Origin of the sequence: Nitrosopumilus sp. (assembly GCF_025699125.1) — an archaeon.
Lineage (GTDB): Archaea > Thermoproteota > Nitrososphaeria > Nitrososphaerales > Nitrosopumilaceae > Nitrosopumilus.
Window position 1 is genome coordinate 46,385 of the sequence record NZ_JAILWC010000004.1, and the last position, 25,958, is coordinate 72,342.

The 25,958-nt window shown below is 33.1% G+C and carries 36 protein-coding genes and 2 tRNA genes; 22 read left to right on the forward strand and 16 right to left on the reverse strand.

What is annotated here, in order from left to right:
• Window positions 1–160 precede the first annotated feature (160 nt).
• The 5 genes from K5783_RS09765 to K5783_RS09785 form a co-directional block, all read right to left on the reverse strand.
• Window positions 161–1,303 carry a tRNA pseudouridine(54/55) synthase Pus10 gene (locus K5783_RS09765; RefSeq protein WP_297474055.1) on the reverse strand — a complete coding sequence of 381 codons (1,143 nt, stop codon included), beginning with the start codon at window positions 1,301–1,303 and terminating at the stop codon, window positions 161–163.
• A 22-nt stretch (window positions 1,304–1,325) separates the two neighbouring features.
• Window positions 1,326–2,651, reverse strand: a complete 1,326-nt coding sequence (locus K5783_RS09770) for a signal recognition particle receptor subunit alpha (protein WP_297474058.1) — start codon at window positions 2,649–2,651, stop codon at window positions 1,326–1,328.
• Window positions 2,644–3,333 (reverse strand): diphthine--ammonia ligase, encoded by a 690-nt coding sequence (locus K5783_RS09775; RefSeq protein WP_297474060.1) that lies wholly within the window; start codon window positions 3,331–3,333, stop codon window positions 2,644–2,646. Before K5783_RS09775 ends, K5783_RS09770 begins: the two co-directional genes overlap by 8 nt.
• A 116-nt stretch (window positions 3,334–3,449) precedes the next feature.
• Entirely contained in the window at window positions 3,450–3,860 is a 411-nt protein-coding gene (locus K5783_RS09780; protein ID WP_109876215.1) for a translation initiation factor IF-5A, read from the reverse strand.
• Between the two features lie 33 nt (window positions 3,861–3,893).
• Window positions 3,894–4,505 carry a hypothetical protein gene (locus K5783_RS09785; RefSeq protein WP_297474061.1) on the reverse strand — a complete coding sequence of 204 codons (612 nt, stop codon included), beginning with the start codon at window positions 4,503–4,505 and terminating at the stop codon, window positions 3,894–3,896.
• A gap of 109 nt (window positions 4,506–4,614) precedes the next feature.
• Here K5783_RS09785 and K5783_RS09790 point away from each other — a divergent pair.
• Window positions 4,615–4,741 (forward strand) — tRNA-Tyr (locus K5783_RS09790).
• A 95-nt stretch (window positions 4,742–4,836) separates the two neighbouring features.
• Here K5783_RS09790 and K5783_RS09795 read toward each other — a convergent pair.
• Complete coding sequence (locus tag K5783_RS09795; protein WP_109876217.1) at window positions 4,837–5,028, reverse strand: cold-shock protein; 192 nt, start codon at window positions 5,026–5,028, stop codon at window positions 4,837–4,839.
• 60 nt (window positions 5,029–5,088) lie between these two features.
• Window positions 5,089–5,400, reverse strand: coding sequence for a translation initiation factor eIF-1A (locus tag K5783_RS09800; RefSeq protein WP_297474062.1), 312 nt, complete (start codon window positions 5,398–5,400; stop codon window positions 5,089–5,091).
• Between the two features lie 102 nt (window positions 5,401–5,502).
• Here K5783_RS09800 and K5783_RS09805 point away from each other — a divergent pair, with 102 nt between their 5' ends.
• Together K5783_RS09805 and K5783_RS09810 are read left to right on the forward strand one after the other, a co-directional pair.
• Window positions 5,503–6,066 carry a YkgJ family cysteine cluster protein gene (locus K5783_RS09805; RefSeq protein ID WP_297474063.1) on the forward strand — a complete coding sequence of 188 codons (564 nt, stop codon included), beginning with the start codon at window positions 5,503–5,505 and terminating at the stop codon, window positions 6,064–6,066.
• Window positions 6,067–6,139: 73 nt separating this feature from the next.
• Window positions 6,140–6,640, forward strand: coding sequence for an AsnC family transcriptional regulator (locus tag K5783_RS09810; RefSeq protein WP_109876219.1), 501 nt, complete (start codon window positions 6,140–6,142; stop codon window positions 6,638–6,640).
• Here K5783_RS09810 and K5783_RS09815 read toward each other — a convergent pair.
• Window positions 6,632–7,381 (reverse strand): response regulator, encoded by a 750-nt coding sequence (locus tag K5783_RS09815; protein WP_297474066.1) that lies wholly within the window; start codon window positions 7,379–7,381, stop codon window positions 6,632–6,634. The two genes, K5783_RS09810 and K5783_RS09815, sit on opposite strands and share 9 nt — an antisense overlap.
• Before the next feature lie 51 nt (window positions 7,382–7,432).
• Window positions 7,433–8,509 (reverse strand): alcohol dehydrogenase, encoded by a 1,077-nt coding sequence (locus tag K5783_RS09820; protein WP_297474067.1) that lies wholly within the window; start codon window positions 8,507–8,509, stop codon window positions 7,433–7,435.
• A gap of 95 nt (window positions 8,510–8,604) precedes the next feature.
• On the opposite strand from K5783_RS09820, the gene K5783_RS09825 reads away from it, so the two are divergent.
• The 11 genes from K5783_RS09825 to K5783_RS09875 all read left to right on the forward strand — a co-directional run bounded on the left by K5783_RS09825 (window position 8,605) and on the right by K5783_RS09875 (window position 15,291).
• Entirely contained in the window at window positions 8,605–9,282 is a 678-nt protein-coding gene (locus K5783_RS09825; RefSeq protein WP_297474069.1) for a chromosome segregation protein ScpA, read from the forward strand.
• Window positions 9,283–9,336: 54 nt separating this feature from the next.
• On the forward strand, window positions 9,337–9,909 hold the full coding sequence (locus tag K5783_RS09830) for an SMC-Scp complex subunit ScpB (RefSeq protein WP_366939190.1): 573 nt from the start codon (window positions 9,337–9,339) through the stop codon (window positions 9,907–9,909).
• Between the two features lie 69 nt (window positions 9,910–9,978).
• On the forward strand, window positions 9,979–10,362 hold the full coding sequence (locus K5783_RS09835; protein WP_297474072.1) for a 30S ribosomal protein S8e: 384 nt from the start codon (window positions 9,979–9,981) through the stop codon (window positions 10,360–10,362).
• 1 nt (window position 10,363) lies between these two features.
• Window positions 10,364–10,663: a signal recognition particle subunit SRP19/SEC65 family protein gene (locus tag K5783_RS09840; protein WP_109876225.1), complete on the forward strand. Its 300-nt coding sequence runs from the start codon at window positions 10,364–10,366 to the stop codon at window positions 10,661–10,663.
• A 74-nt stretch (window positions 10,664–10,737) separates the two neighbouring features.
• Window positions 10,738–11,004 carry an H/ACA ribonucleoprotein complex subunit GAR1 gene (locus K5783_RS09845; RefSeq protein ID WP_082051999.1) on the forward strand — a complete coding sequence of 89 codons (267 nt, stop codon included), beginning with the start codon at window positions 10,738–10,740 and terminating at the stop codon, window positions 11,002–11,004.
• Window positions 11,004–11,960 (forward strand): TFIIB-type zinc ribbon-containing protein, encoded by a 957-nt coding sequence (locus K5783_RS09850; RefSeq protein WP_109876227.1) that lies wholly within the window; start codon window positions 11,004–11,006, stop codon window positions 11,958–11,960. Before K5783_RS09845 ends, K5783_RS09850 begins: the two co-directional genes overlap by 1 nt.
• Window positions 11,961–12,052: 92 nt before the next feature.
• On the forward strand, window positions 12,053–12,823 hold the full coding sequence (gene sufC / locus K5783_RS09855) for a Fe-S cluster assembly ATPase SufC (RefSeq protein ID WP_297474074.1): 771 nt from the start codon (window positions 12,053–12,055) through the stop codon (window positions 12,821–12,823).
• 34 nt (window positions 12,824–12,857) lie between these two features.
• Window positions 12,858–13,070 (forward strand): DUF167 domain-containing protein, encoded by a 213-nt coding sequence (locus K5783_RS09860; protein ID WP_297474075.1) that lies wholly within the window; start codon window positions 12,858–12,860, stop codon window positions 13,068–13,070.
• Between the two features lie 45 nt (window positions 13,071–13,115).
• Window positions 13,116–13,790, forward strand: a complete 675-nt coding sequence (locus K5783_RS09865) for a chlorite dismutase family protein (protein WP_297474077.1) — start codon at window positions 13,116–13,118, stop codon at window positions 13,788–13,790.
• Window positions 13,791–13,946: 156 nt separating this feature from the next.
• Window positions 13,947–14,945, forward strand: coding sequence for an aldo/keto reductase (locus K5783_RS09870; protein ID WP_297474079.1), 999 nt, complete (start codon window positions 13,947–13,949; stop codon window positions 14,943–14,945).
• A 7-nt stretch (window positions 14,946–14,952) separates the two neighbouring features.
• Entirely contained in the window at window positions 14,953–15,291 is a 339-nt protein-coding gene (locus tag K5783_RS09875; protein WP_297474081.1) for a hypothetical protein, read from the forward strand.
• Here the strand turns inward: K5783_RS09875 and K5783_RS09880 are convergent.
• Entirely contained in the window at window positions 15,288–16,304 is a 1,017-nt protein-coding gene (locus K5783_RS09880; RefSeq protein ID WP_297474082.1) for an Lrp/AsnC family transcriptional regulator, read from the reverse strand. The two genes, K5783_RS09875 and K5783_RS09880, sit on opposite strands and share 4 nt — an antisense overlap.
• Before the next feature lie 102 nt (window positions 16,305–16,406).
• On the opposite strand from K5783_RS09880, the gene K5783_RS09885 reads away from it, so the two are divergent.
• From K5783_RS09885 to K5783_RS09900, 4 genes are read left to right on the forward strand one after another with little or no spacing between them, the layout of a single operon-like run.
• Window positions 16,407–17,060, forward strand: coding sequence for a bifunctional precorrin-2 dehydrogenase/sirohydrochlorin ferrochelatase (locus K5783_RS09885; protein ID WP_297474083.1), 654 nt, complete (start codon window positions 16,407–16,409; stop codon window positions 17,058–17,060).
• Window positions 17,057–18,322, forward strand: a complete 1,266-nt coding sequence (hemA, locus tag K5783_RS09890; protein ID WP_297474085.1) for a glutamyl-tRNA reductase — start codon at window positions 17,057–17,059, stop codon at window positions 18,320–18,322. The genes K5783_RS09885 and hemA overlap by 4 nt, the downstream gene beginning before the upstream one ends.
• Before the next feature lie 30 nt (window positions 18,323–18,352).
• Complete coding sequence (hemB, locus tag K5783_RS09895; RefSeq protein WP_297474087.1) at window positions 18,353–19,333, forward strand: porphobilinogen synthase; 981 nt, start codon at window positions 18,353–18,355, stop codon at window positions 19,331–19,333.
• Window positions 19,330–19,641, forward strand: coding sequence for a hypothetical protein (locus K5783_RS09900; RefSeq protein WP_297474088.1), 312 nt, complete (start codon window positions 19,330–19,332; stop codon window positions 19,639–19,641). Before hemB ends, K5783_RS09900 begins: the two co-directional genes overlap by 4 nt.
• On the opposite strand, the gene K5783_RS09905 is transcribed toward K5783_RS09900, so the two are convergent.
• Window positions 19,638–20,258: an HD domain-containing protein gene (locus tag K5783_RS09905; protein ID WP_297474090.1), complete on the reverse strand. Its 621-nt coding sequence runs from the start codon at window positions 20,256–20,258 to the stop codon at window positions 19,638–19,640. The genes K5783_RS09900 and K5783_RS09905 overlap by 4 nt on opposite strands.
• Window positions 20,259–20,876: a hypothetical protein gene (locus tag K5783_RS09910; protein ID WP_297474091.1), complete on the reverse strand. Its 618-nt coding sequence runs from the start codon at window positions 20,874–20,876 to the stop codon at window positions 20,259–20,261. It abuts the gene before it with no gap.
• A gap of 187 nt (window positions 20,877–21,063) precedes the next feature.
• Between K5783_RS09910 and K5783_RS09915 the strand changes: the two genes are divergently transcribed.
• Window positions 21,064–21,186: a hypothetical protein gene (locus K5783_RS09915; protein ID WP_297474093.1), complete on the forward strand. Its 123-nt coding sequence runs from the start codon at window positions 21,064–21,066 to the stop codon at window positions 21,184–21,186.
• A 31-nt stretch (window positions 21,187–21,217) separates the two neighbouring features.
• Here the strand turns inward: K5783_RS09915 and K5783_RS09920 are convergent.
• A tRNA-Leu gene (locus K5783_RS09920) sits at window positions 21,218–21,318 on the reverse strand.
• 120 nt (window positions 21,319–21,438) lie between these two features.
• Between K5783_RS09920 and K5783_RS09925 the strand changes: the two genes are divergently transcribed.
• Complete coding sequence (locus tag K5783_RS09925; protein ID WP_109876240.1) at window positions 21,439–21,753, forward strand: DNA-binding protein; 315 nt, start codon at window positions 21,439–21,441, stop codon at window positions 21,751–21,753.
• Between the two features lie 457 nt (window positions 21,754–22,210).
• On the opposite strand, the gene K5783_RS09930 is transcribed toward K5783_RS09925, so the two are convergent.
• Window positions 22,211–23,176, reverse strand: coding sequence for an ATPase V (locus tag K5783_RS09930; RefSeq protein ID WP_297474094.1), 966 nt, complete (start codon window positions 23,174–23,176; stop codon window positions 22,211–22,213).
• Between the two features lie 124 nt (window positions 23,177–23,300).
• On the opposite strand from K5783_RS09930, the gene K5783_RS09935 reads away from it, so the two are divergent.
• On the forward strand, window positions 23,301–23,612 hold the full coding sequence (locus K5783_RS09935; protein ID WP_297474095.1) for a hypothetical protein: 312 nt from the start codon (window positions 23,301–23,303) through the stop codon (window positions 23,610–23,612).
• On the opposite strand, the gene K5783_RS09940 is transcribed toward K5783_RS09935, so the two are convergent.
• Window positions 23,601–24,269, reverse strand: coding sequence for a phosphatase PAP2 family protein (locus K5783_RS09940; protein ID WP_297474098.1), 669 nt, complete (start codon window positions 24,267–24,269; stop codon window positions 23,601–23,603). The genes K5783_RS09935 and K5783_RS09940 overlap by 12 nt on opposite strands.
• 140 nt (window positions 24,270–24,409) lie before the next feature.
• Here K5783_RS09940 and pgk point away from each other — a divergent pair, with 140 nt between their 5' ends.
• Window positions 24,410–25,618 (forward strand): phosphoglycerate kinase, encoded by a 1,209-nt coding sequence (gene pgk / locus K5783_RS09945; protein ID WP_297474099.1) that lies wholly within the window; start codon window positions 24,410–24,412, stop codon window positions 25,616–25,618.
• Here the strand turns inward: pgk and K5783_RS09950 are convergent.
• Window positions 25,611–25,958, reverse strand: a complete 348-nt coding sequence (locus tag K5783_RS09950; RefSeq protein WP_297474100.1) for a hypothetical protein — start codon at window positions 25,956–25,958, stop codon at window positions 25,611–25,613. The two genes, pgk and K5783_RS09950, sit on opposite strands and share 8 nt — an antisense overlap.

Consider the following 25,958-nt stretch of genomic DNA (forward strand, 5'->3'; position numbering starts at 1 on the left):
AATTTTACAGATGAAAGTATGGAATTGGTTTAACTAGTCATGCAATGATGTAAGATCATGAGATGAGAATTTGTACTATCTAGCTGTTTTAGACTACTTACCATACAATAGATGTGATAGGTTAATTAAAAATGGCTGTTTTTGTAATAGTTAACAGTTATCATTGTACTTCAATATCAATAAAATCAAATTCATGACACTTACACGTCGTATTTAGAATTTGAGAAATTCCAGGAGATACATCATCACCATCGATAAATCTCCTAACGGGTAAACCACCCTCAGTCTTCATAATAAGAGTAAAAGTATTTTTAGAATTTTTCTTATATTTTACAGAGAATATTTGTTTTTCTGAACGTTTTCCAGATTTATCATAAACTACCACAGGATGTTTTCCAAGATCCTTTAATTTTCGAAGATTTTTTGGGTCAAGATAAGATGCCGTAGAAATTTTTAGTTGTATTAATGAATTAAACTTTAGAGGGTTTTTAGGAGACTCGTTTACAAGTTTGATTTTAGATATTCTCAACCCATCAGTACCGAATGATGTTAATCGTAAATTTCTTTTGATAGGATTTTTAAGTTTAACAAAAAATGGTCGTCCAGTTCCTAAAACTAAACTAGATTTGTCTTCACCTCCAATCCAAGTAAATTTTGCAGTAGTGCAACCAATTTTTTCAAAGAGAAGTTTTGAGATAAAACCCTCAACGCTTTGAAATTCAGAAATTCCATGAAAATCACACATTCTACACCCTTTTCCAGAACAATTTTCGCATGATCTTTGTTTCTGAGAAATGTCCCTCATAGTTTTTACATATCTTCCTGAAAAAGTAATGGATTTAGAACGTAATTGAATGGAATTATCTTTTAGATTTACTGTAAAAATAATCTCAGGATTCTGGGTGTCAAAAGTTTTTTTTGTTTTTCTCGAAAAAGATTTTCCAAGTTCTCGCGTAATGTCAGTCTTTATACTATCAATTCCTTTTAGTTTGTATTGTGAACGAATTGAATCATCTCTATCCACAATCGAGGGTTTTATCATGACTCCCACACTAAAAGTATGATAAGAATAATTTACTGATGCATCAAGCATCAATCTTAGAAAATAATTTAAATTTTCAAATAGATTTTTACAAATATAACACTTTGAAAGATTTTGATTGCTTGATAGTTTTTTACCAAGAAGTTTGTTAGATGATAGATGTAATTGTTTTGAGAATAATCTTCCCAAACAATTATCACATAAAGAGTATTTTTTTAAGATTTTATTTGCGATAGGAATAATTTTTTGATATTCAGACATTCTAGAAAATTTATTTGAAAGGCTACCCTAATCCCATTTTTCTAAGAGTACCCTGCATTTGGCGTCCTTTGGATGCTTTCATCATACTTTTAGAATTTTTGTAATTTTTTAGTAGTTCTTTAACTTCACCTTCTGGCCATCCTGAGCCACGTGCAATTCTTTTGATTCGAGATGAATTAATTAAATCAGGATCTGCTTTTTCGTCTTTAGTCATACTTTGAATAATGTATCTCCATTTTGATACCCTATCTTCCATTTGATCTAATTGATCATTTTTTACCATCCCAGAAAAACCAGGCATGCTATCAAGTAGTCCTTTTAGTGAACCGACTTTTGTGACTTCTTCTAATTGATAAAAGAAATCCTCCATATTCATTTTTCCACTGGAGATTCTTTTCATCCTAACATCATCTCCCTCATTTTCTAATCGTTTAGCTAAATCCAAAACAGCTTGAATGTCACCCATTCCAAGTAACCTGCCAACAAATCTTGTTGGAGAGAATTTTTCTAAATCATCTATTCTTTCACCAGTACCAATGTACATTATTTGTGCACCAGTAGCTGCAGATGCAGCAAGTGCACCTCCGCCTTTAGCAGAACTGTCCAATTTTGTAATGATTACGCCACCTACTGGAACAGTTTTGTGAAATGCTTCTGCCTGGTTAAAGCATTGTTGCCCTATGGTACCATCAATCACAAGTAATGCCAAATCAGGTTCTGCGGCTTTGTTTATTCGTGCCATCTCTTCAAGTAAATCTTGCTCTTCTTTGTGACGACCAGCAGTATCAATCAGAACAACATCTAATGGTTGTCCCTCAAAATGTTTTAATCCATTTTTAACAATACTTGGAGAATCTTTATTGTTTTCTTCACCATAAACTTCCACATTAGATTTCTCACACATTGTTCTAAGTTGAACCAACGCACCTGGTCTGTAGGTATCAGCACCTATTACACCTACTTTGTACCCTTGTCTTGTCAAAAATTTTGCTAGTTTTGATGCGACGGTAGTTTTTCCACTTCCTTGAATTCCAAGCAGGATTATCTTGTTTTGCCTACCGGCCTTAAAATCAAATTCAGATTCTTTACCAAGTAATTTTGAGAGTTCATCGTAGAGAATTTTTATAATATGATCCTTTCGAGAAAGACCAGGGGGAGGAGTCTCATTTAGTGCCCTCTCTTCTAGATGTTTTGTAATTTCTAAAACTAATCGCACATTTACATCAGATTGTAATAATGCTCTTTGAACATCTTTTGAGAGTTCTTTGATTAGTTCTTCATCAATTCCTGAAGATTTTACAATTTTTTTTATTGCATCGCTTAAACTATTCTTTAGTCCATCAAGCATTGTAATTCAATCCTGCAGCCACTATTTCAAACCTTCCTCTATAACCATCCCATTCTTTTTTTGATTCATAAATAATGATCGGATTTGAAAAAAGAGGGCAATTAACAACAAATGTTTCTGCTTCTCCCCCTTCAAAGTTCAAGTTGAATCCGAATTTCTCAGATAGATTTCTCAAAGTATCAACATCAGATTTTGAAATAGATTTACCAAGCCATGCGTCATCTAATCCATCAGATGATACAGAAGTGATAATGAATTCAAAATTTGAATCAACTAAATCATTCATATAATTTTCCGGTTCTGTATCCCATAAAGGAGTAAATGAAATCAGATTTAATTTCGTGCAAAGAGTTTCAAATTTTTCTTTTTGAAAATTACTTTTAATTCCACCGTGAACTAAACCTTCAATTTTGTATTCGTCTATTGCTTTTTGCAATAGTTTTTCTAGCAAAAGTAATTCGTTATCAGTATCATCAGAATCAGATGCCATAGTTAATTGTGGAATTTTCATGGTTTCTGATTGTAATTTTGTCCATTGTAGAGTTGGATGATGTAACAAATGACTTTCGTCAGATTTTGTAAAAATACTCAAAAGACATGAAACTGTATGTCCTTGTTTTTGAGCAAGATGAATTGCAAAAGTACTGTCTTTTCCACCTGAAAAAAGAGAAGCTAATTTCATAATCTAAAAAATAATTCATTCAACAAATTTTTGAGATTTGTTGAAAAAGGATGCTTCATTACTCATAATCCTCATCAACATTCAGACGGCTTTTCCGCTCATCATCAGCATCCACACTAAGATTTGATGCGCATGATTTTAGTTTTATCCATAACAACCCAATATTCAACATTTTGTCCATTTTCTAATTTGCCTTTGACTTCATCATCAATTAACGAAATATCAATGGTCTCAAATGTTTCAGAATCCATTACTTGAACGGTGTCACCGTTAATTGAAATTATTTGTCCAACTTTTTTGTTAATCATGGGAACATGAATTTGCATGCTGACTGGACCTACAAGAGGTCTTTTTTGGCCATCAAAAATTCCTTCACCTACAATTCGGGCTTTAGCTGCACCGTGTTTTCCTGGTTTTGATGTATCATATTCAACAATTCTACATGGTTCACCACTTGGTTGGTCAGTATGCGGTAATAGAATATAAGATCCTATTTTCAATGAACCAAGATCGGATGGTTTACTCATGAAAAACAGTTTTTGGTCGAATATTTAACTTTTCTACTTCAATTGATCAAGAAGAGATAAGCTCAGTAAATTAGTCATTGTCATGCCTTTTCGGTTTACATCCCGTCTTGTCTGTTCACAGTATTTCTTAACACTCTGATGGCTCTTTTCACTTGCAACTTCAATTACTACAACATGTTCAGAATACGGAAAAGTGAATTTTGATGGCGTTAAGCAAAATAGATTCATGTTTCCAAATCCTGCTTTCTCAATTTTCTCTCTTTTTAGTAGAAGGTTTGCAATTTCCTGGAAGTCTTCACCATCCTCTCCATATTCTAAATAATAGATAGTTACAAAATTTGTTTCTCCTTGTACTTCTCTTTGGAATAAATCATCGTGTATATTGAATACAAATGAGGTCTTGTCTTGATTGTGTTGAAGAAGATCTTTTGAGATATGTGAACTATCTTTGAATTTAGCAAGAAGATAATGATTAGTAGAATCTGAAAAATAGGGTTTACTTTCAGTAGAGAATGTCCCTGTAACAAAAAACAATTTTTCAATATTTTTTGATTTTATCCATGTTTCTTTAAGTTCTACAGATTCATGAGTATGCAAATAAGGAGCACAGACATAACCAGAATAAGATAGTTCTAGTTTAGACATTCAGTAATCAAGGATATTTCAGACTATTTATCCTTATAATCAACTCAACGATCATAAATGAAATAACCTACGATAGTTTTTTAATACGAGAGATCCTCGTTTTTCTTGTCCCAAGCTAGCTCAGCCTGGTAGAGCTTCCGGCTGTAGTTGTTGGCTTTAGATGGCTGACCGAATAACAGCATATCAGGCATACAGAAACCGGGTTGTCGAAGGTTCAATTCCTTCGCTTGGGACCACAAATTTTTCTAAAAAAATATGAAATTAAAAATAATAAAAAGATAGACTGATTTAAGAAAACATTGTTGAACTCTTAAATTGAAAAAGTTGTTGCCTATGCTGTTTTTTTAACTTTTTGGGCTGCTGGTCCTTTTTGACCTTCGCCTACTTCAAACTCGACTTTATCGCCTTCGTTGATGAATCCGTCAACATCTGATTTGTGAACAAACAGATCGTCTCCACCTTCTCTTTCGATAAAACCAAAGCCCTTAGTACGGTTAAACCACTTTACGGTGCCTTGTTCCATTTGATACTGAAGTAAAGTATTCGCTATATTAACTAAACAAACTAAAACAATATAACAAAATTAGAAATCTTTTGGGATATGATTATTATCTTTTAACCACTCAACTTGTGGCAGGGTAAATCTCCAAACAATGTCACCGCGCTCAGCATCTTTAAAATCCCAAGGTGCGATTATCACAATATCATTGTCACGAATCCAAACTCTTCTCTTTAATTTTCCTCTAATGCGTCCTCTTCGAATCAAATTATCAGCACACTTTACCATGACGTTTTCACCGCCAAGCATTTTCATCACACGGCCAAATTGCTCACCTTCTTCAGGAAGGCGAATTTCTTTTAATGCACTTTCGTTTTTTACTTGTCGCTTACCCATGCCATACATTAACAATTTGAGCATATAACTGGTAGGGTTTTTGGTTACAATGACAGGGGGACAATACGCAAGAGATTTTATCCAATGTGATGAAGAAAATATGTGGAATTCAAATGTGTTGAAGAATGCTCGCAGTGTTGTATTGAGAGAGAATATTATCCAAGTAAAGAATTTGGAAAAATTGGAGTGTTAATACTTCCCGAGGAAAAAGAAAAGATTGAAAAAATATCAGAAATTAATAAAGTAGATATCAAAATTTTGCCAAGAATTGGAATTTCAGAAGAAAGAAATTCTTCACCTACAAAAATTTTAGCATATCAACTTATGGGAGTTGAAAAAAATGGAAATACTTGCCCATTCCTAGATACTGCAAGTGGAAATAAATCACCGCATGGAGGATTCCCATGCAAAATTTATGAGAATAGACCACTTGCCTGCAGAGCATATCCATTAATTGAATCAGAACCAATCACACTTGATCAAAAATGCAAGTTTTGCAAAGAACATGGAAATGCAGATAAAAATCTAAATTCAGAAATGGAAGCACTTGTAAAAATTAAAGATGGTATGGATGTAGATTCCCCCATCATTTGGAGATTTGCAACAAAAGTTGGGGAAGATGAAGATCAAGAGATATTAAAAGCAGGTTGGATTTTGGAAGGCTAAACTATTCCTAAAAATAAGATGTGTAATAAAGAATCAACCAAAAATTCAAAAGGCATTAGAACTTTTGCTCGGTATGAGTGAAGATGCATGGTCAAATCTAGATAAAGTTGATCAAAAAATTATAGAGATTTTAAACAGTAATGCAAGAACACCGTCAAAAGAAATTGCATCAGAATTAAAAAAGTCGGGTCATGATGTTTCAGATAGAACAATTCGAAAAAGAATAGAGAGACTCGAAAAAAGTGGAATAATTAAGGGATACAAAGCGGTTCTAACAGACGTATCAGGAATTAATGAATATCAAGTAGTTTTAATGAAAATCAAACCTTCAAAATCCCTTGAAGCAGTAAAGGACTCCATCAAAGATTTTATCACAAAATTAGATAATTATCTCCTTGTTGCCAATATGAATGGCGAATGGAATATGTTAGTCATCATGCAATTGAATTCAGAAAAATCAAATCCAGCGCAAAAAATTGTTGAAAAGTTTTCAGACGAATTAATTGATTATAGAATTAATGAAGTAGATATCAAGGACGTAAATATTCTAAATATGTCATTGTTGTTATTGTAGTAGAGAGTATTCTGATTCTGTAATATCTATAGATTTTTTGAGTTCATCGAGAGTGAATGGTTTTTGAATAAATGCAGATACTCCTGAACTAATTGTCTTGTTTACTCTAGATGTGTTTTTTTCATCTGCAGTAATGACTATAATTTGCAAATGTAGATTTTCCTTGAGTAATTTTGATGCAACAACATCACCTTCAAGATCAGGCAATCCCATATCAAGAAGAACTATAGGAGATTTATTTTCAGAATAAAGTTTTTTGCATCCTTTGATTGCATCTTTTCCATTTTCAAAAATATGAATTTCATTGTAACCTAATTTTTCAACATAGTTTTGTAATTTCATTGAAATTGCTTTACTATCATCGATGATAACAATAGGTCTCGTAACATGAATTTTTGTTGGAATCATAACTTTTGCTTTTTGATATGCATCCTTTGCTTTGTCAAATTCCCCCTGTAACAAAAAACATTTTGAAGCACAAAGTAACGCGCCTCGCATATTTGGAGAATTTTCTAATTTTGAATATTTTACAAACAAATTTCCAGCTTCTTGGATTTCATTTTCAGATTCTTTCCCCTGCCTTTTTTTGCATTCAGCTGCTAACATAAACAATAAAGCGGATTTCAAATACTCGGATTTTTTTAAGGATTCTGCTTGATCAAGGAACAGGTTATGCGCTGTTATGAACTGTTTATTCTTTAGATGAGTAAGGGCAATTTCACAATTTATTTTAGTATTCAATATCCATATCCAATTTTTTTATTTTATAAGATTTTGTAGTATTCTTTCAAACTAGGGGTTAATTACAGCACGACCAACAATTTTCCTTGCCTTTAGATCCTCTAAAGCAGTATTCGCTTCATCAAGTTTGTATCTTTTTGAAATCATGGGATTGATTATTCCCTTTCTTGCAAGATCAAGCAGTTCTACCATATCAGTGTAATTTCCAGTATAAGCTCCCTGAATAACAATAGATTTGAGAGGGATTGTGACAAGAGATACCTCAAGGGAACCACCAAACAAGCCAACTAAAACTATATTTCCTCTTTTTCTAATAACACCTAATGCGGTTCTAACAGTTTGTGGAGCATTAACAAAATCAATAACACTGTCAGCTCCCTTTCCATTACAAATTGAAATTATTTTATCAACTGGACTTCCGGTTCCGCTAGAAAGAGAACCTGATACGTTAGTATTAACAACAAAGTCAGCTCCCATCTTTTTTGCAGTATCAAATTTTTTATCATCATTATCAATGCAGATAATTTTTGCTTTTGTTATGGCTTTTGCAATTTGTATTGCCATTAACCCTAGACCACCAGCACCGATAATTAGTAGAAATTCAGGGGAATTTTCATTTGCTTTTTTAACAGCATTGTATGCAGTAAGTCCAGAACATGCAAGTGAAGTTGCAGAATCAGGATCAACGCCATCAAGCTTAGCTAAATATTTAAAATTTGGAATCAAAGCATAATCAGAATAACCACCATCTTGAAAAACACCCATTGATCGTGGAGCATCACATAGGTTTTCATTTCCAACTTTACATGCAGGGCATTCCCCACATCCAATCCATGGAAAAACTAGAACGTCATCTCCTTTGGAAATCCCAGACACATCGTCTCCTAGATCTTCAACAGTTCCAACAATTTCATGCCCAGGAGTTACAGGATATTTTACACCTCTATCTGTAACTTTCATAAATTGTCCATCACCTAGATCATACCCACCTTCCCACAAGTGCAAATCACTGTGACATACACCTACAGATTTTACCTTTAGAAGAACTTGACTTCCGTGAGGCTTTGGAGTATCAGATTCAGATACTGCAAGAGGCTCGTTTGGGCCTGTAATTCTAGCTGATTTCACAAAGGGGTTTTTTTTCTGAACAATATAAGAGTTGACTGGAAGTGAGAAAAAAATAGAGCCCTAAGATATTATTGAATAAGTAAGAAAACTACTACGTGAGCGAAGCGCAAACTCCAAACAGCATTTCTCAAGAACCTGTAAACATCTTATTTAGTCCATCATCTGTTGCAAAAAAAGATGTATGGGAAATTGATCTTATTCAAATTTTAAATTTATTAATAAAAATTCTTGAAAAAACAGGCAAAAAGGATCTAAAAGTAGCAGGAATGGCAGCATTATCATCATCGTTGATTTACAGAATGAAAGTTGAAAGTATTTTTGCGTTACAAAAAGCAGCAATGGAGAAAAAACCAATGTACCAAAGAACAGATGTGGATATAGAGTTAATCGATATCCCATATAGACATGAATCGACTTATCCAGTTTCATTAGATGACTTGTTAGGATTACTACAAAATTTGATAGGAACAATTGCAAATCCTCAATCAAGAAGAAACAGACAATTAGATATTGAGCCAATCGTAGCTCCTGATTTTCAAGAATATTTCATTTCACTTGAAAGCATAATAGGAAAATACGAAGACTTGGTTATGAAAAAAATTTCATTGACAGGATTTGGATTACTGCAAGACATCATTTCAGAGTTAGATCAAGTCGATTCAATCAGATGCTTCTTTGCAATATTGTTTCTGGCAAGAGACCAAAAAGTAGATCTTGAGCAAATTGGCGATGATATAAAAATCATCATAATAAAAGAAGAATTAACAAACTAATCAAAAATGGAGAAAAGAGTTCTTTAACTATATTTTAGAGGAGATAATGTGGGATTGACCAAAATTGAAGATATGAATGAGGCAACTGCAAGAATAGAGGCTGCATTATATTCATCAGGAAGACCACTAAGAGTAGAAGATATAATCAAAGCATCAGGCACGGAATCTAGGACAAAAACACTAGAATTGCTCGATACTATTATGAAAAAAACAAAGAACACATTCAAAGCACTTGAAGTAGTAATTCTTCCAGACGGATCATATGTAATGCAACTAAAACCAGAGTATAGTTCAACGGTTAAAAGATATGCATCAAAACCAGTACTTCCAAATGCAACACTGAAAACATTATCATATATTGCATATATGCAACCAATCTCATCAAAACAACTTGTTGAAACAAGAGGTTCGGGTGTTTATTCACATCTAAAGGAACTACGACAGTTAGATTACATCAACCATCAAAATGTTGGGCGATTAAAAATTTACAGTACAACAGAGAAATTCCAAAAATATTTTGGCATTCAAGGAGATGTAGAAGATCTTAAACAAAGACTGTTTTCCAAAGTTAGAAAAACGGCAAGTATGAGTCATACAAATCCCACACCCCAAATAGTACAAAACTAATTTAAGAAAAAGTGATCACGGCTAGTTTTTTGCGTTTTGTATAAATTAGAGTAATTTAGTCAAGTTTTTGTGAGAAAATCCGTAGAGAATTTAGCAACAAGTAAAATTACTGGAGGAAGAAGACATCCATTAAGAATTAGAAGAAAATATGAAATTGACAGATATCCAAATGAACCTATCAATGCAGCTCAAATATCTATTACAAGAAGAGTTCGTGGAAATAATAGAAAAACAGCATTGAAATCAGTTGATTTTGTCAATCTAGCAACAGGGGATGCTAAAGTAAAGAAAACAAAAATTATCAAAGTATTAGATAATACTACAAACAATGATTACAAAAGACGAGGCATCATTACAAAAGGTGCAATACTTGAAACACAAGAAGGAAAATGTAAAGTTGTTTCAAAACCAGGGCAAACAGGAATAGTTAACGCAATTTTACTAAAGGAATAAAATGAAAGATTACGAACACATCGTAATCTGGTTGGATTATTTCAACAAGAATTTAAAAAAATCAAAAGGCAGACGGGTGGGATTGGAAAAATGTGTTTTTGATCCTTCACTAAAAGAATTGATGGATGCAACAAAAGATGCAGGATTTGAAATTACAGAGTCTAACGACAAAGTGAGATTTCCTAAACGGCCATTTGTCAGATCAGGGTATGTTATTTTACCAAAAGAATCTTCTAAGACAAAAATTTTAAACAAAATTTCAGAAAAACTAGTGTCAAAAAGAAGCAAACAAACAAGATAAAATCAAATCTAGCTCTTAGCTAAAGTAAAGTTGACAGAAGTCTATGATAAGAATATGATAATTACTATTCTTAATTGCAGGAGGTAGGCGAAATAATGCACCTAGCCGGTAGTGGCAGGGTAATCATTCAACTATCTAAAGAATTAGTTGAAGGACAAATACTCTGTGACGAGAAAGGAACTAGAGTTGCAAAAGTAAACGAAATGATTGGTCCAGTAAGTAGGCCATATGCATCAGCTACGCCATTAACGAATAGTATAAAAAAATACATTGGTAAAAGCGTTTACGCAACAGAGCAATCTCCTGTCAATAAACCAAAAAAATTTAGGAGAAGAAAATAATGAACATACTAGAAAAACAAAACTGTCCTGAATGTAAATCTACATTAGTAGACGACATGCAGAATGGTGAAATCATCTGTTCTGGTTGCGGCGTAGTAGTCGATGATCAGATATCAGATTATGGTCCAGAAACTATTAGCTCAAATTTCGAAGACAAAATGAAATTAGCAAGAGCTACGGGACAAACAACTTATTCCCAACATGATTTGGGAATAACTACTGAGATTTCAATCAGTGCAAAAGACTTTAGCGGAAAAACAATCAACCGTGAAGTTGCAAATCAAATGCACAATCTCAGAAAGTGGCAACAAAGAGTTAGAGTTTCCTCACCAAAAGAGAGAAGACTTGCAAATGTATTAACAAAAATGGGAGAAACATGCGACAGTCTTAATCTTTCAAAAAATGTGTTGGAAACTGCTTCTATGATATACAGAAACTTGGACGGACATGTTGATGTGAAGGGAAAATCAGTAGTTAGCATAACGGCAGCTACAATTTACATGGCATGCAAACAATGTGATGTAGTAAGATCACTAGAAGAAATTTGTCGCGGAGTTTGTCCACCAAAAGATGTAAAATCTAAAACAAAACTTGCAGCAAGATACTATAGAACCATGGTAATGGAAATGGGGCATTTAACAGCCCCAGTTGTAACCATGGACAAATACATCTCAAAGATAGCAAACATGACACAAACGGAGGTTAGAGTTGAAAGGCTAGCCTTGGAAATTGCAGAAAAAACAAAAGATAGCAGCATTGCAGATGGAAAAGCTCCAAATGGAATTGCGGCAGCATATCTATATGTTGCATCGGTATTACTTGGACAAAATGTTCTACAAAGAGACGTTTCAAGTATTGCAGGAGTAACAGAAGTCACTATCAGAAATAGATGTAAAGAAATTCTAACATGCTACAAACTCAAAATTACTTTAAGACCATCTCTGGCCAAATATTAAACCCCCCCCCCTCTTTTCATTTTATTAAAAAATCCTATTAGGATCAGCTAAATTTCGTCGGTATTATATAGAGAATCAGAGGAATGTGCGTCATGGCAGTATTAGAAATCAAAGATCTTCATGTTTCACGAGAAGGAAAAGAAATTCTCAAAGGTGTGAATCTAAAGACAGGACCAGGAGAAGTACATGCCATTATGGGGCCAAATGGTTCTGGTAAAAGTACGCTAGCTTACACATTACTTGCACATCCAAAATATGAAGTGACTAAAGGAGACATTTTGTTAGATGGTGAGAGCATTTTAGAATTATCAGCAGATGAAAGAGCAAAGAAAGGATTATTCTTAGGATTCCAGTATCCAACCGAAGTTTCGGGTGTAGGATTTTCTCATTTTCTAAGAACAGCATACAATTCTTTGAGCAAAGCACTCGAAGGTGACGACAGAGAAGTATTCATCACAGTTAGAGAATTTCAAAAATATCTAAAAGAGAACCTAGAAAAAGTTGGATTAAAAGAAGAATTTCTATCAAGATATCTCAATGAAGGATTCTCTGGCGGAGAGAAAAAACGTGCAGAGGTTTTACAAATGGCAGTACTAAAGCCAAAAATTTCAATTTTAGATGAACCAGATTCAGGATTAGATATTGATGCAGTTCAAGCAGTAGCACAAGCAATAAGCAAAGTTTCAGGAAAAGATGCAACAGTAATTGTAATTACTCACTACGCCAGAATATTGAAATTCTTAGATAAACTAGATTTTGTTCATGTTTTTGCCAGAGGTCAAGTTCTAAAAACAGGTGATGCATCCCTTGCAGACAAACTAGAAGCAGAGGGATATGATTGGGTATTAGAACAACCTGCATAATCAAATTTAACCTATAAATTTTATCAAAGACATATTGATTTACAAAGTACATGTTACATTTTCTAAAGAATTTTTAGAAATAAATGAAAATCAAATCAAAATAGGGATAAAATCAAAACCATTCAAGGGTGAAGCAAACAAAGAGATAATCAAAAAAATTGCAAAACATTTTGGCATATCCACAAGTCTAGTTCAAATCAAATCAGGCCACAAATCACAAGAGAAAATTATCGAGATTCTACAATAGATAATCTAGTTTTTGTTTAAATAGGGTTTCAAAATTGTAAAAAACATGTCAGAAGAACATAATCAATATTATTTTAATTTCTCATTTTTCAAAGTTGATCCTAAATGGAGATGGATGGCCGATTTGGCAAAAGAAGAATCTGCAAAAGAAGTTGAAAATGTAATTAATAATTCAGGCATAATGTTTAGATCATATTCTAATTTAGGATTAAGAGATGATGCAGACTTTTTGTTTTGGTTTGCAGCAAAATCAGTTGAAGAAATCCAGATGGTAATTGAAAAAATTTACAAGACTGTTTTTGGAAAATATATTCTTCCATCTAGAACATATTTGTCATGCACAAGACCATCAATTTATGTACAAGAACAAAAAACACATGGATTTGTTACAGGAAATGAACCGAAAAAACATGTTATTGTTTATCCATTTACAAAGACCAGAGAATGGTATCTACTTCCAAAAGAGAAACGTCAGGAAATAATGAATGAACATATAGAAGTCAGCAAGAAATTCCCCCAAGTAATTCTCAACACAACATATTCGTTTGGAATACATGATGAAGATTTCATGTTAGCCTTTGAAGTAGACAACATTAGAGATTTTCAGGATCTCATTATGGAGTTAAGAGAGACTCAGGTGTCCACATATGTTAAAAATGACATCCCCATGATAGTATGTGTTAAAAAAGACATTGTGCCATTAATCTCAAGTTTGGGTTAACCATTTGAAGGAATTTTTCACAATACAAGTAAATTTCCGTTTAAAAATCAAGATATCACCTCTGCAAATCTTGGATAAACATAAATGATGAAATTTCAAACGAGGAAATGGTTTTGAAATATATAATATCAAACTCAAAACTAGAGTGGGTAAAAATTGAATTACAATAAACTAGGAAAAACAGACATCAAAGTATCAGAGTTAGGATTTGGCGCATGGTCCATAGCACTAGATTGGTGGGGTAAAAAAATTGAAGAAGACGAAGCAAAAAGGATGCTCAAAAAGGCATATGATTTAGGGATTAACTTCTTTGAAACGGGAGACATGTATGGTAAAGGAAAAAGTGAGAGACTAATTGGAGAAGTTTTCAAGGACATGAGAGATGAAATTGTAATTTCTACGAAATACGGATATGATTTTTCAGAGGTAGAACAGATCGGACATAGTGAGCTTCCTCAGAGATTTGATGAAGATTTTACTCGAAAAGCATTAAGAGATAGTTTAGAAAGATTACAAACAGATCATCTCGACATGTATGGTCTACATAATCCAAAATTAAAACACATTAGAGATGATTCAATTTTTAATGTATTAGATAGTTTCATAGAAAATGAAACGATAAAGACATACCAAGTTGCACTGGGTCCTGCAATTGGATGGACACAAGAAGGTCTAGAAGCAATGGAGAGGCCAAATGTAAGTGCAGTTCAAACAGTTTACAATATTTTAGAACAAACACCAGGAAATGAATTGATGAGAAAAGCAGAAGAAAAAAACGTAGGGATTCTCGTGAGAGTACCAGAAGCATCAGGAATTCTTACAGGTAAAGTAAATGCAGATACTAAAATCAATGAGAAAGACCACAGATCCGTAAGAAAAGGAGAATGGATTAAAGCATCGCTAGAAAAAGTGGAGATCTTACGACCCATTGCAGAAAGAAATGGACTAACAATTACAGAACTATCTATGAAGTTTATCATGTCAAAGAAAGGGTTTGCATCTGTCTTTCCAACAGTAGTTAGTGAAGAAGAGATAGTGAATTATGTAGAAATGACAAAAGGAGGCTACATTCCGGCATCAGACATGAAAGAGATCGAAGAGTTGTATAATTCGTGGCCATCTTATGAATTAAAGGCAACACCCCAAGCAAACTAATTAACATATGGACATTCCAATCGATTCAAAAAAAACTTTAGAAACAATAGAAAAGATGAGACTTGGCAAAATTGGGCAATATAAAAAATGGAAACCAATAATTAAAAAAATCAAAAATGAGGAGCCCTTAAATCCCGGAGAATTAGAATACTATTCAAATTTAACTAGAATCTATAAGGATTCCAGCATTTCTAGCAGAAGTAGAATTTATCATACAAAACTCTCAGAACTAGATGAAACTCCTCCCTGTAATTCATGCGGTGAAAATTCAGAATATTATTGCAACATGAATGATCAGTATTTTTGCACTATTCACATAGTTGGACACGATGAAAATGAGATTTAGGAAGCAGGCACTTTTTCTGCCAAACTAAATGAATTTTCGACAAAGTATTCTACACGTGTTTTTTTGAATTCACGAGAGCTGAAGAGAATTTTGTAATCATCAACATGAATTTGTTTCTGAATTGTTTTTGCCATTTCGTTTGCCTCATCATGGGTTTTACAATGAATCATTGAAAATACATTATAAGGCCAATCAGAATATGTGGGACGTTCATAACAATGACTTACCTGAGGAAATGATCCCAAAGTTTCTCCAACTTTTGAAATTTTATCTTCAGGTACTTTCCAAACAATCATACCATTTGCAGTAAATCCAACTTGCCTATGTCTTAAGATTGCTGCAAATCTTCTCATCACACCAATCTCTTCATAGTATTTCATTTTTTCAAATAATTCTGCTTCAGTAATTCCAAGATTTTTGGCAGATTTTACAAAGGGTTCATCAATGATTTCCATATCTTTTTGTAATTCACGAATAAAATTTTTATCTTCTTCAGTAGGATTGAATTTGATATTTTTAATTTCTTTTTTCTCTTCTGTTGGTGCAACTTCATGTTTTTTATCATCAACCATGTCTAGCTTTACACCAATCTTAAACAATTGTAATGTAGGAAGCATTCTTACTTTTTTGATTCCTTTAAGGACATTGAATTTATCAAGCTCTTCTTTCAAGTCAGAACCAGGAGGAACTGCCAAAGTGAACCAAAGGTTAAACTCATGATCGCGTTCATAGTTATGACTGACGCCAGGATGGCGATTAATTTGACTTGCAACATATTCTAGTTTATCATCTTCAATTTCCATTGCAACCAAAGAACTGGTATATCCAAGTTTTCGAGTATCAAAAATTGCACTTAGTTGTCTCAGAACACCAATTTCCTTTAGATGGTTTAGACGCTCTTTGATGAGTTTCGGTGTGGTGTTAAATTTTTTAGCAATTGCATCAAAAGGTCTTGTAACAAGTGGAAAAGTCCATTGAATCTCATTTAAAAGTTCTTTATCAGATTCGTTCATCGAGGTCATCAAGTCAATATTTTGCTCATTCAATTAAAAATGTAGCTAGAAGGAATTCAATGATTTTTAATACATAAATAGAAACTCAAGTCCCTTTGATCGATGATAGTTGATCTTAATATACAAAATAAAAGAATAATTGTTATAGGAGGAGGAAATGAGGCTGAAAAAAGAATCAATTCATTATTAAAACAAAATTGCAACATACTAGTAATTAGCGATACTGTAAATTCGAAAATTAGGAAACTGGCAAAAGACAATAAAATAAAATTAAAAAAACAAAAAATTCAAGACATAAAATTTATTTCGACTCTTAATCCACATATGATTATTACAACAACAAATGACAAAAAAGTAAATCAAAAAATAATCAATGAAGCAAAAAAGAAAAAAATCATTGCATATAGTTCCGATAATCCAGATGAGAGTGACTTTTCAAACCCGGCAATTATTGATTTTAATAAGATGGTTCAGATTGCAATATTTACAGGAGGGCAAAGTCCTGCAATGTCAAAGAAAATTAAAGACAAATTAGAAAAAGCATTAAAAAATATAATTACAAAAGAAGACATATCTCATATAAAAATTCAAAAGATCGTAAGAAAAATTGCAAAGGAATCAATTTCCATCCCAACACAGAGAAAAGAGTGCTTACATAAAATCATGAATGATAATGAGATTGATCAGTTAATAAAAGACGGGCAAATAAAAAAAGCTGAAAAGCGAGCAATTACAATATTGAGAAATTGGAAATGAATCAAAATATAATCAATGCACGTGTTACTTTTCGTAATTCACCAATTCACATTCTTGAACGATTTACAATAAAAAACATGGAAAGTGCATATGATCAATTCAAAAAACATTCAGGATTAGATGAATGTGTAATTATTCAAACATGTAACAGAATAGAGTTATTTGGTAAATCAAAAACATATGACATAGACAAAATCAAGAAAACGTGGGCAGCAATTACGGGGATTGAGGAAGAAGCATTTGATGAAAATATGGAATGCGTTGAAAACAAGGAAGCTTTACATCATTTGTTAAAATTAACATCAGGATTAGATTCAATGGTATTAGGCGAAGAGCAGATCTTAGGTCAAATAAAAAACTCCATTACTTCAGCTAGAGAAACAAAAGCATCAGGTCAGCATCTTAACACACTATTTGATAAGGCAATAAGAATAGGTACAAGAATTAGAAATACAAGTGGAATTGGTGCAGGCGGAATATCGGTTGGATCCATGGCGGTAAAACTTGCAGAAGAGAATATTGATGAATTAAAAACAAAAAAAGTTTTGTTAATTGGAACAGGGGAAGTATCTACGCTTGTTGCAAAATCATTACAGAGAAGAGGATATACATTTGATGTGACTAGTAGAACACTTGGAAGATCAGAGACATTTTGTGAAACAATGGGTGGAAATCCAATAAAGTTTGAAGAGGTTCTTTTAGGATTTTATAATTATGATGTGATTTTTGTTGCAACAACAGCACCATATTTTCTTGTAACAAACGAAAGAATAACTGAAGCAATGAAAAACAAGAAAGGAGGAATAATGATTTTAGATTTATCAAATCCAAGAACAGTTGATGAAAAAGTTGCAACAATTGGAGGGATTAAATTGATGAATCTAGATCAAATTGCAGAAATGGTTGAAAAAAATATGAATGCACGATTAAACAAAGTAAAAACAGTTGAAAATATAATTAATGAGGAAGTTTCCGTATTAGAAGCCTCAATGAAAAGATTAGATGCAGAACCACTAGTGAAAGACGTATTCAAGAACATAGAGAATCTACGAGAAAAAGAGTTCCAAAAAGCTCTTCAAATGCTTGATGAAAAGGACGAGAAAAAAATCAAGATTATTGAAGAATTAACAAAAGCAGTAGTAGAAAGTATTGTGTCAATACCTATGAATAACATTAGAAAAGCATCTGAGCAAGGAAAACCAGATGTTTTAGAATTGGCAAGCAAGTTATTTGACTATAAAAAACAAAACCAGGCAGACTAGAATTATATTTTAGCCAAAGAGAATTTCATCATGTCATTTCCTGCAAGACGCCTTCGCAGACTAAGAACATCTGAAAAGATGAGAGAATTGATTCAACAGACCACATTATCTCCAAAAGATTTCATTTGCCCAGTATTTGTTCAAGAAGAACTAAAAACAAGAGTAAATGTAGAATCAATGTCAGAAATCGAAAGGCTTCCATTAAAAGACATAAACGATGAGGTAGGAACAATTAGCGATTTAGGGATTCCTGCAATCATGCTTTTCGGCATCCCAACTCAAAAAGATGAAGCAGGCACTTCAGCATTTGACGATAATGGAATTGTTCAAAAGGCAATATCTCAGATTAGGAAAAATTTTGGCGATAAAATAGTGATAATGTCAGATGTTTGTCTATGCCAATTCACATCTACTGGACATTGTGGAATTATTCAAGGAGACAAAATTGATAACGACACCAGTTTAGATACACTTGTAAAAATAGCTGTTAGCCAAGCAAAAGCAGGTGTAGATACAGTATCACCATCAGCAATGATGGACGGTCAAGTTGCTGCAATTAGAAAAGCGCTTGATGATGAAGGATTTACAGATGTTTCAATAATGTCTCATTCAGCTAAACATCGTTCAAACTTTTATTCACCATTTAGAGATGCAGCAGAATGTGCACCAAAATTCGGAGACAGAAAAACATACCAAGTTCCATATACAAATGCAAGAGAAGCAATGATGGAAGTTGAGACAGACATCAATGAAGGAGTAGATATTGTGATGATAAAACCAGCATTATCCTATTTAGATTTAATAGCAGAAACTAGAAAAAAATTCAACATCCCAGTTGCTGCATACAGTGTTTCTGGAGAATATGCTTTGGTAAAAGCTGCATCACAACTAGGATATGTGAATGAAAAAGACATCACAGAGGAAATACTATACTCAATTAAAAGAGCAGGAGCAGACATGATAGTAACATATTTTGCAAAATCTGCTGCAAGATTTCTTCAAGAGGCATGAGAAACGACGAGCGTTTTGAGATTCAAAGAGCATTTGATTTATTGCCACATGTTATAGGCTCGAGTTGGGCAGTAATATGGTTCAGAATGAAAGGAATCAAAAAGCCTACAAGAGACGAATACAGAGAAAAGACACTAGAATTTTTAAGAAAAATAGAACCAGTTTTTGAATCTTATCCAAAAGAAGAGGGATTTCTAGACATTATCAAATACATAGAATTTAGAAAAAATCAAGAATATGAGAAGATAAAATCAGGAGAAAACAAAGAAGTTGAAACTAGATATGATAGATATGTGGATTATGGCTAAATCTCATGTTTTAGTTGTTTTAAAAAATCCTTTAAGATAATAGTCCTCTTCTTTGCTTCTATTTTGCCTGATTTTGTATTCATTAAAGATTCCAGTTTGAATAATTTTTTAAAGAAATGATCTATGGTCCATATTGAATCATCAGGTATTCTTTGTTTACAAAAAGGATCATTTGGATTATAAAATGGACGTTTTAAGGAACCGCCAGTTGCAAAAACTCGAGCAAGTCCAATTGCACCCAACGCATCTAATCTATCTGCATCTTGAAGAATTTTTCCTTCAATGCTAGATGGAATTTTATTTTGCGAGAAACTATGATCTCTGATTGCATTAGAAATTATTGCAATTTCTTCAGTTGAGAAACCATATTTTTTTAAAATAGTTTTAGATTTTTTTGCACTCGCAATCGAAGACATTTTAGAACGCTTGTCAGATTTTGGATAAGATATCAAATCATGTAATAAAGCGGCACTTAAAACAAGTTTTTCATTTGCTTTTTCTTTTTTGCAGATTTTTTGAGCATTTTTGTAAACTCTCATAATGTGATCAAAATCATGTGCAGAATCATTTTCAATTCTTTGTTTTACTTCATCTTTTAATAAATCAAGTACGGACATTTAGATTCTCCAAATTTTTGGTTTTACAAATTTTATTTTTTTCTGAGTTATTAAAACAGTCCAATTAATAGACGCAAATAAAATGATGGCCCCAATTCCTGCACCATCAATTAACAGAATTCCAGTTAGACGATCTTCAAAGATTTCAAAAAAGGGTCTCAAAACAGCATCACCAAAATAAATCATTAGGACATAAGAAATTGTTCTACCAAACCAGAACCCTGCATAGATACTTATGCTCTTGGCACGCATTAACCCATAGGCGATGAACAGCATATTGCTTGGAAGAGGTGTGGCTCCAAATAGAAAAGATGCAATCACATAGCCGTATTTTTTTCGATTCAAGTAATCACCAATTATGTCAAGATTGGTTTTCTGCTCTTCTCCAACAAATTTTCGGAATAACCCACTGATTTTTTTGAGAAAAAATCTACCAAGAGTGGCACCAGAAGCACCCACCATTGCAAGAAAAAAAACATTCAAGCTGGGGTCTAGAAGATAAAATGAGGTCAAAACAATCCAACTCGGAGGCATCAGAATAGGAGCAGTATTTACTCCAATCAACACAAGAAAAATTCCAAAATATGAATATTCACTAAAAATTTCAAAAATATCCAAGTTCTTTCAAAAATTCTATCTCTTTTTTTGTTTCTAAACCCTTGGATCAGCACTTAGTCATAAAAAAATTTTATAATGATCTAAAAAATTAAAAGAATTACAAGTTTTTCAAAACAATGATCATGTTTTCTAACAATTTGGATCAATCATGCAATATCTTTATAAGCAATTTGTGACTACACTGTATATGTCCGAGATGGTTTGGAAATGTTTTAGATGCAACCTATCTTTCAAGGACGAAGAATTAGCTGAAATGCATAAAAAAATATCAAGACATTCTACAACCAAAGTTAAAGCACTAGTTGCATAATTTTTCTGACAATATTCATGAATTAATGAAATGCAGAGGGTGGGATTTGAACCCACGAACTCCTGAGAGAAGGGATTTCCTATTATGAAGATCTTGAGTCCCTCTCGGTTGACCGGGCTTCGATACCTCTGCACTGAGATTGAGTAAACACCAATATTTCTCGATTACTATTATAGAAAAACAGAACAGTGATCTGAATTTTCATTATTTTTTGAGAAAGCTTATAATCGTGCTAATTCGATTCAAAATTACATGACAGAATTCATACCAATTTCACAAGCAAAAAAAATGCGAAGTGGAGTTAATGTAAACGCCCAAGTAAAAAGCAAAGGAGATCCAAGAACTGTAAATCTCAAAAGTGGAGGAACAGTGGATGTCTGTGATGCAATAATTGCTAACGGTGAAACAGAAGATGACCAAATGAAGCTCACTTTGTGGGGAGACGATATCAAGGCAGTCAATGTTGGAGATACTGTTGTTATCACAAACGGATATACAAATGAGTTTAAAGGTGAAGTATCCCTAACCAAAGGCAAATTTGGTCAAATGGAAATAAATCCTCAATAATTTTACATTTTTTCATAATAAATTCCTAGAATTATAGATTCTAGGTATGTCTATAGAAAATGGTGATAACTTTTCACACATATCAGAAAAGAAAATACATGGATTCTACCCCTAGATGTTACATTCTTTTTGAAAATTTTTGCAAATCAAAAAGAACTTTCCAAACATACAAGAAAACATTAGACTTGTTTTTGAGTTGGTCTAACAAGGATTATGAATCGTTTGTTCTTTTGTCAGAATTTGAGAAAAATGAACTAATACAAGATTGTATGATTCATCTTAGAAAGAGGATAAAATTCTATGGATGTTAGCCCTAATTCATGCCTAATTATCTAACAGGAGTATTCAAGGTCCTAAAAGTAAATCAATGCAATTACAGAAATAACGGATCCGAGTTTTTTTAGAAGCACATGATAAAACAAACAAATTTTTGTTTTAAAAAATTGTAATAAGGAATTTATCGTTTAGATTTCTTTGCTGGTTTCTTTTTAGCTGCAATCTTTCTTGCTGGTTTCTTTTTAGCTGCAATCTTTCTTGCTGGTTTCTTTTTAGCTGCAATCTTTCTTGCTGGTTTCTTTTTAGCTGCAGTCTTTCTTGCTGGTTTCTTTTTAGCTGCAATCTTTCTTGCTGGTTTCTTTTTAGCTGCAGTCTTTCTTGCTGGTTTCTTTTTAGCTGCAGTCTTTCTTGCTGGTTTCTTTTTAGCTGCAGTCTTTCTTGCTGGTTTCTTTTTAGCTGCAATCTTTCTTGCTGGTTTCTTTTTAGAAGAGAGGCGTTTTTTTGCCAAAAGTTCACGTAATTTTGAAGATGTCTTTTCTAATGCATTTTTGGCAGATTCTTCTGTTTTGATTCGTCTTTCTAATTCTTTTTCGAGTTTTTGAGCAGCCTTACGACTTGCAGTCATGGTTTCACGTAATGTTGGTTTTGATTGGAATTGTTTTTTAATTTTAGAGTCAATTTTTGATTTTACATCAGAATAATTGGCAACTTCATCAGAGATTTTTTTAGCTGTTTTTTGTCTATTTTTAATCTCAGTTTCTAATTCTTGAATATGATCATTTAATGAGCGCAATCTGGTCTCAGCATTCTGTTTTTCTTCAGGATTTTCAGCAAATTCGATTTCCTGTTGAACCAATTCAAGTGCCTCTTTTTCGCTAGACAGTTTTTCCTGTGCTGCAGTCACTAGTCTGTCAATACTCTCCAACTGAGAGGTTTTTTGTGTAAGTACTGTAGATACATCAGAAACATCTTCTCGTTCAGATTCAATTTTTTTATCAATTGTGTGTAGACCAGAAGAAGATCGTTTTTCAGTAGAACGATTTTCTTTTAATTGTTTTTCAGCTTGTTTTCTTAGCTTGGTTGCTTCTTGTTTCTTTTTTTGCAATTGAATTACTAATTTTTCTAATGATGCCAATGATAAAATCAAACAAAAAGAGTCGGTTAAGTTGTTAATATAATCAGGATTTGACTTACCAGTTAAGAAAATTAACTAACTTTGATCGCAAAAGCCATTTTTTAAAAAATATTAGTTAAGAGAATTAAGTAAAAGTATGGATTTTCATCCAAAAGACTTACCGATATCAAAGACATATGATCTAAAAGATGAAAAAAATGCTATAGAGGCAGTTGAAGATATGATAAAAATCGGATTTAAAAAAAGGAAAGAAGGGTTCAAAGTTCTCATGCCAAAAGAATCAAAAATTGCTAAAAGAATTGGATATACAGTAACAACGGGAGTAACACATGGACTCAGACAAAAAAATGAAATTCGAGACATCAGATATTGGACATATCATCACGATGATGAACATTATGCAATAGTTTTGATCAGTAATGCTGCATTGACAGAGTTAGGTTTTTGATTTATCAAAAATTTTGTAAAGTTTTGTTCTTTTTGCCATAACTCCAGCAAGCATTACTCCGATAACAATACCGCCAAGTACATCCATTGGATAGTGTTGCAAAACATAGATTCTACTAATGGAGATCATAGCTGGATACAAGAACATCAGATATGCTCCACGTGGAAACCTCTCTGAAAGTGCATACCCCAATATTATCGCGAAAATCATAGATCTTGCAGCATGTCCAGAGGGATATGATGCATCAAATCCACCCTCACAGAATAATGCAAAAGTATCTTTACTGATTGGTACTGGAAACGGGGCCCCCTCATACTCAAAATCAGGCCTATCTCTATCCACCCCACATTTGATATATCCTGTAAGAAGGGTGGAAATAACAATCAGGATCATCAGAGTAATCCCAATCCTACGAGTTTTTGGAATTAATAACATTAGAATTCCAAATCCCAACATCCAAAAAACCTCTCCACTTTCTGTAATGTATTGCATAATGATGTCAAGGGTCGAATCTCCGACATGTTCGGAGAAAAATAAAACAACTTCTTGATCAAAGATTTCAGTAATTCCAGAATAAACTAAACCAGTAAGAATAAGAAACAATAGTGTAAACAGCACAAAGGAACGTGACCTAATATCAAAAATCCAATTTTGCAATTAACTAGACCTCGAGTATGTTGCTTTTAATTTTTATCGACAGAAAATCTTTAGAAGTGTAAATCACAGATTGTAAATAAATTAGCCAAAATAATTATGATCGGCTCAAAGAATTTAACCAAGTGCATAATAGAAAAGTCGTGAAGGTACTCACACTAGATGATTTTGACTTAAAAGGCAAGACTGTTTTTTTGAGAGTCGACATGAATTGCCCAATAGATCCAGATTCAATGGAAATTTCAGGTACCAAAAGAATTGAAGAAGCAATTGAAACTTTGCAATCACTCAAAGAAGCCAAAGTGGTTGTTGCATCACATCAAGGTAGAGTCGGAAACGATGATTATACAGGGATGGACAAACATGCAAAAGTTCTTGAGAAATTAATGGGTAAAAAAATAAAATATGTGGAAGACACGATTGGAGAAGCTGCACAAAATGCAATTAGAAATTTACACGATGGAGAAATCCTATTGTTAGATAATCTAAGATTATGTGCAGAGGAAAATTACGAATTTACACCAGAAAATGCTGCAAAGACAATCATGGTTACGCGTTTATCTAAATTGTTTGATCTTTGTGTTTTAGATTCATTTCCCAGTGCTCACAGATCACACCCATCAATTGTGGGATTTCCACAAGTTTTACCTGCATGTGCAGGAAGAATAGTAGAAAGAGAAGTAAAAAATCTAGATGAAATTATGACCGTAGCCAAGGCACCGCATGTTATAGTTCTTGGAGGCTCCAAAGTTCCAGACAGATTAGAGGCGATCAAATTATTGATTCAGAACGGAAGAGCAGATCATGTTTTGCTAACAGGAGTAATTGCTAATGTGTTTATGCGCGCTCAGGCCAGAATCAAATCTCCCCTAGGAATTAAAAGAGAAGACGAAGTCGTATCAAAAGCTCATGCGTTAATAGGTGAATATCCAGATGTGTTTGCCACTCCAGTAGATATTGCAATTGACAAGGATGGTGCAAGAGTGGAGATGGATGTAAGAGAGATTGCCAAAACAGATAAAATTTATGATTTGGGTCCAAAAACAGTAGAGTATTATTCAAAATTGATTGCAGGCGCAGGAACTGTCTTTATCAGTGGACCTGCAGGATTTTTTGAAAAAGAAAATTTCAGTTATGGAACAAAAGCATTACTTGATTCAGTTGCAAACTCAATGGCAACTACAATTGTGAGTGGAGGACATTTAACTTCAGTTCTAAAAAAATTAGGATTGGCGGAAAAAATTGATCATATAAGTACTGCAGGTGGTGCATTAGTGCTTTATCTCACAGGAGAAAAATTACCAATGATCAAAGCTCTTGAAGATGCAGCAACAAAATACAGATCTAAATAGAAGATTTACAAGAAGTGTTTGGACAGATTCTTTCTTCAGATATTCCAAGATGAACATCATGGTTACACGAATTACAATGAAACTTTTCTACAGGATCAAATAGCTTCATCCATATTGTGGTAAAATTCTGAGCAATATTTCTTACAAGACCTGAATCACAAAGTTCATTAAAAAAAGATTCAGTATCATCAACTATCCAAGAAGGATCAAGATCACCATTTTCTTTTATGATTTCAAAAATTTCATCGTTTGTAAATTTACCATCAGGATCATTGAATTTTTCAAAAATTATTTTTCGAATTTGTAATGAGATTGGGATGGTGGGAGTAAAATCACTCAT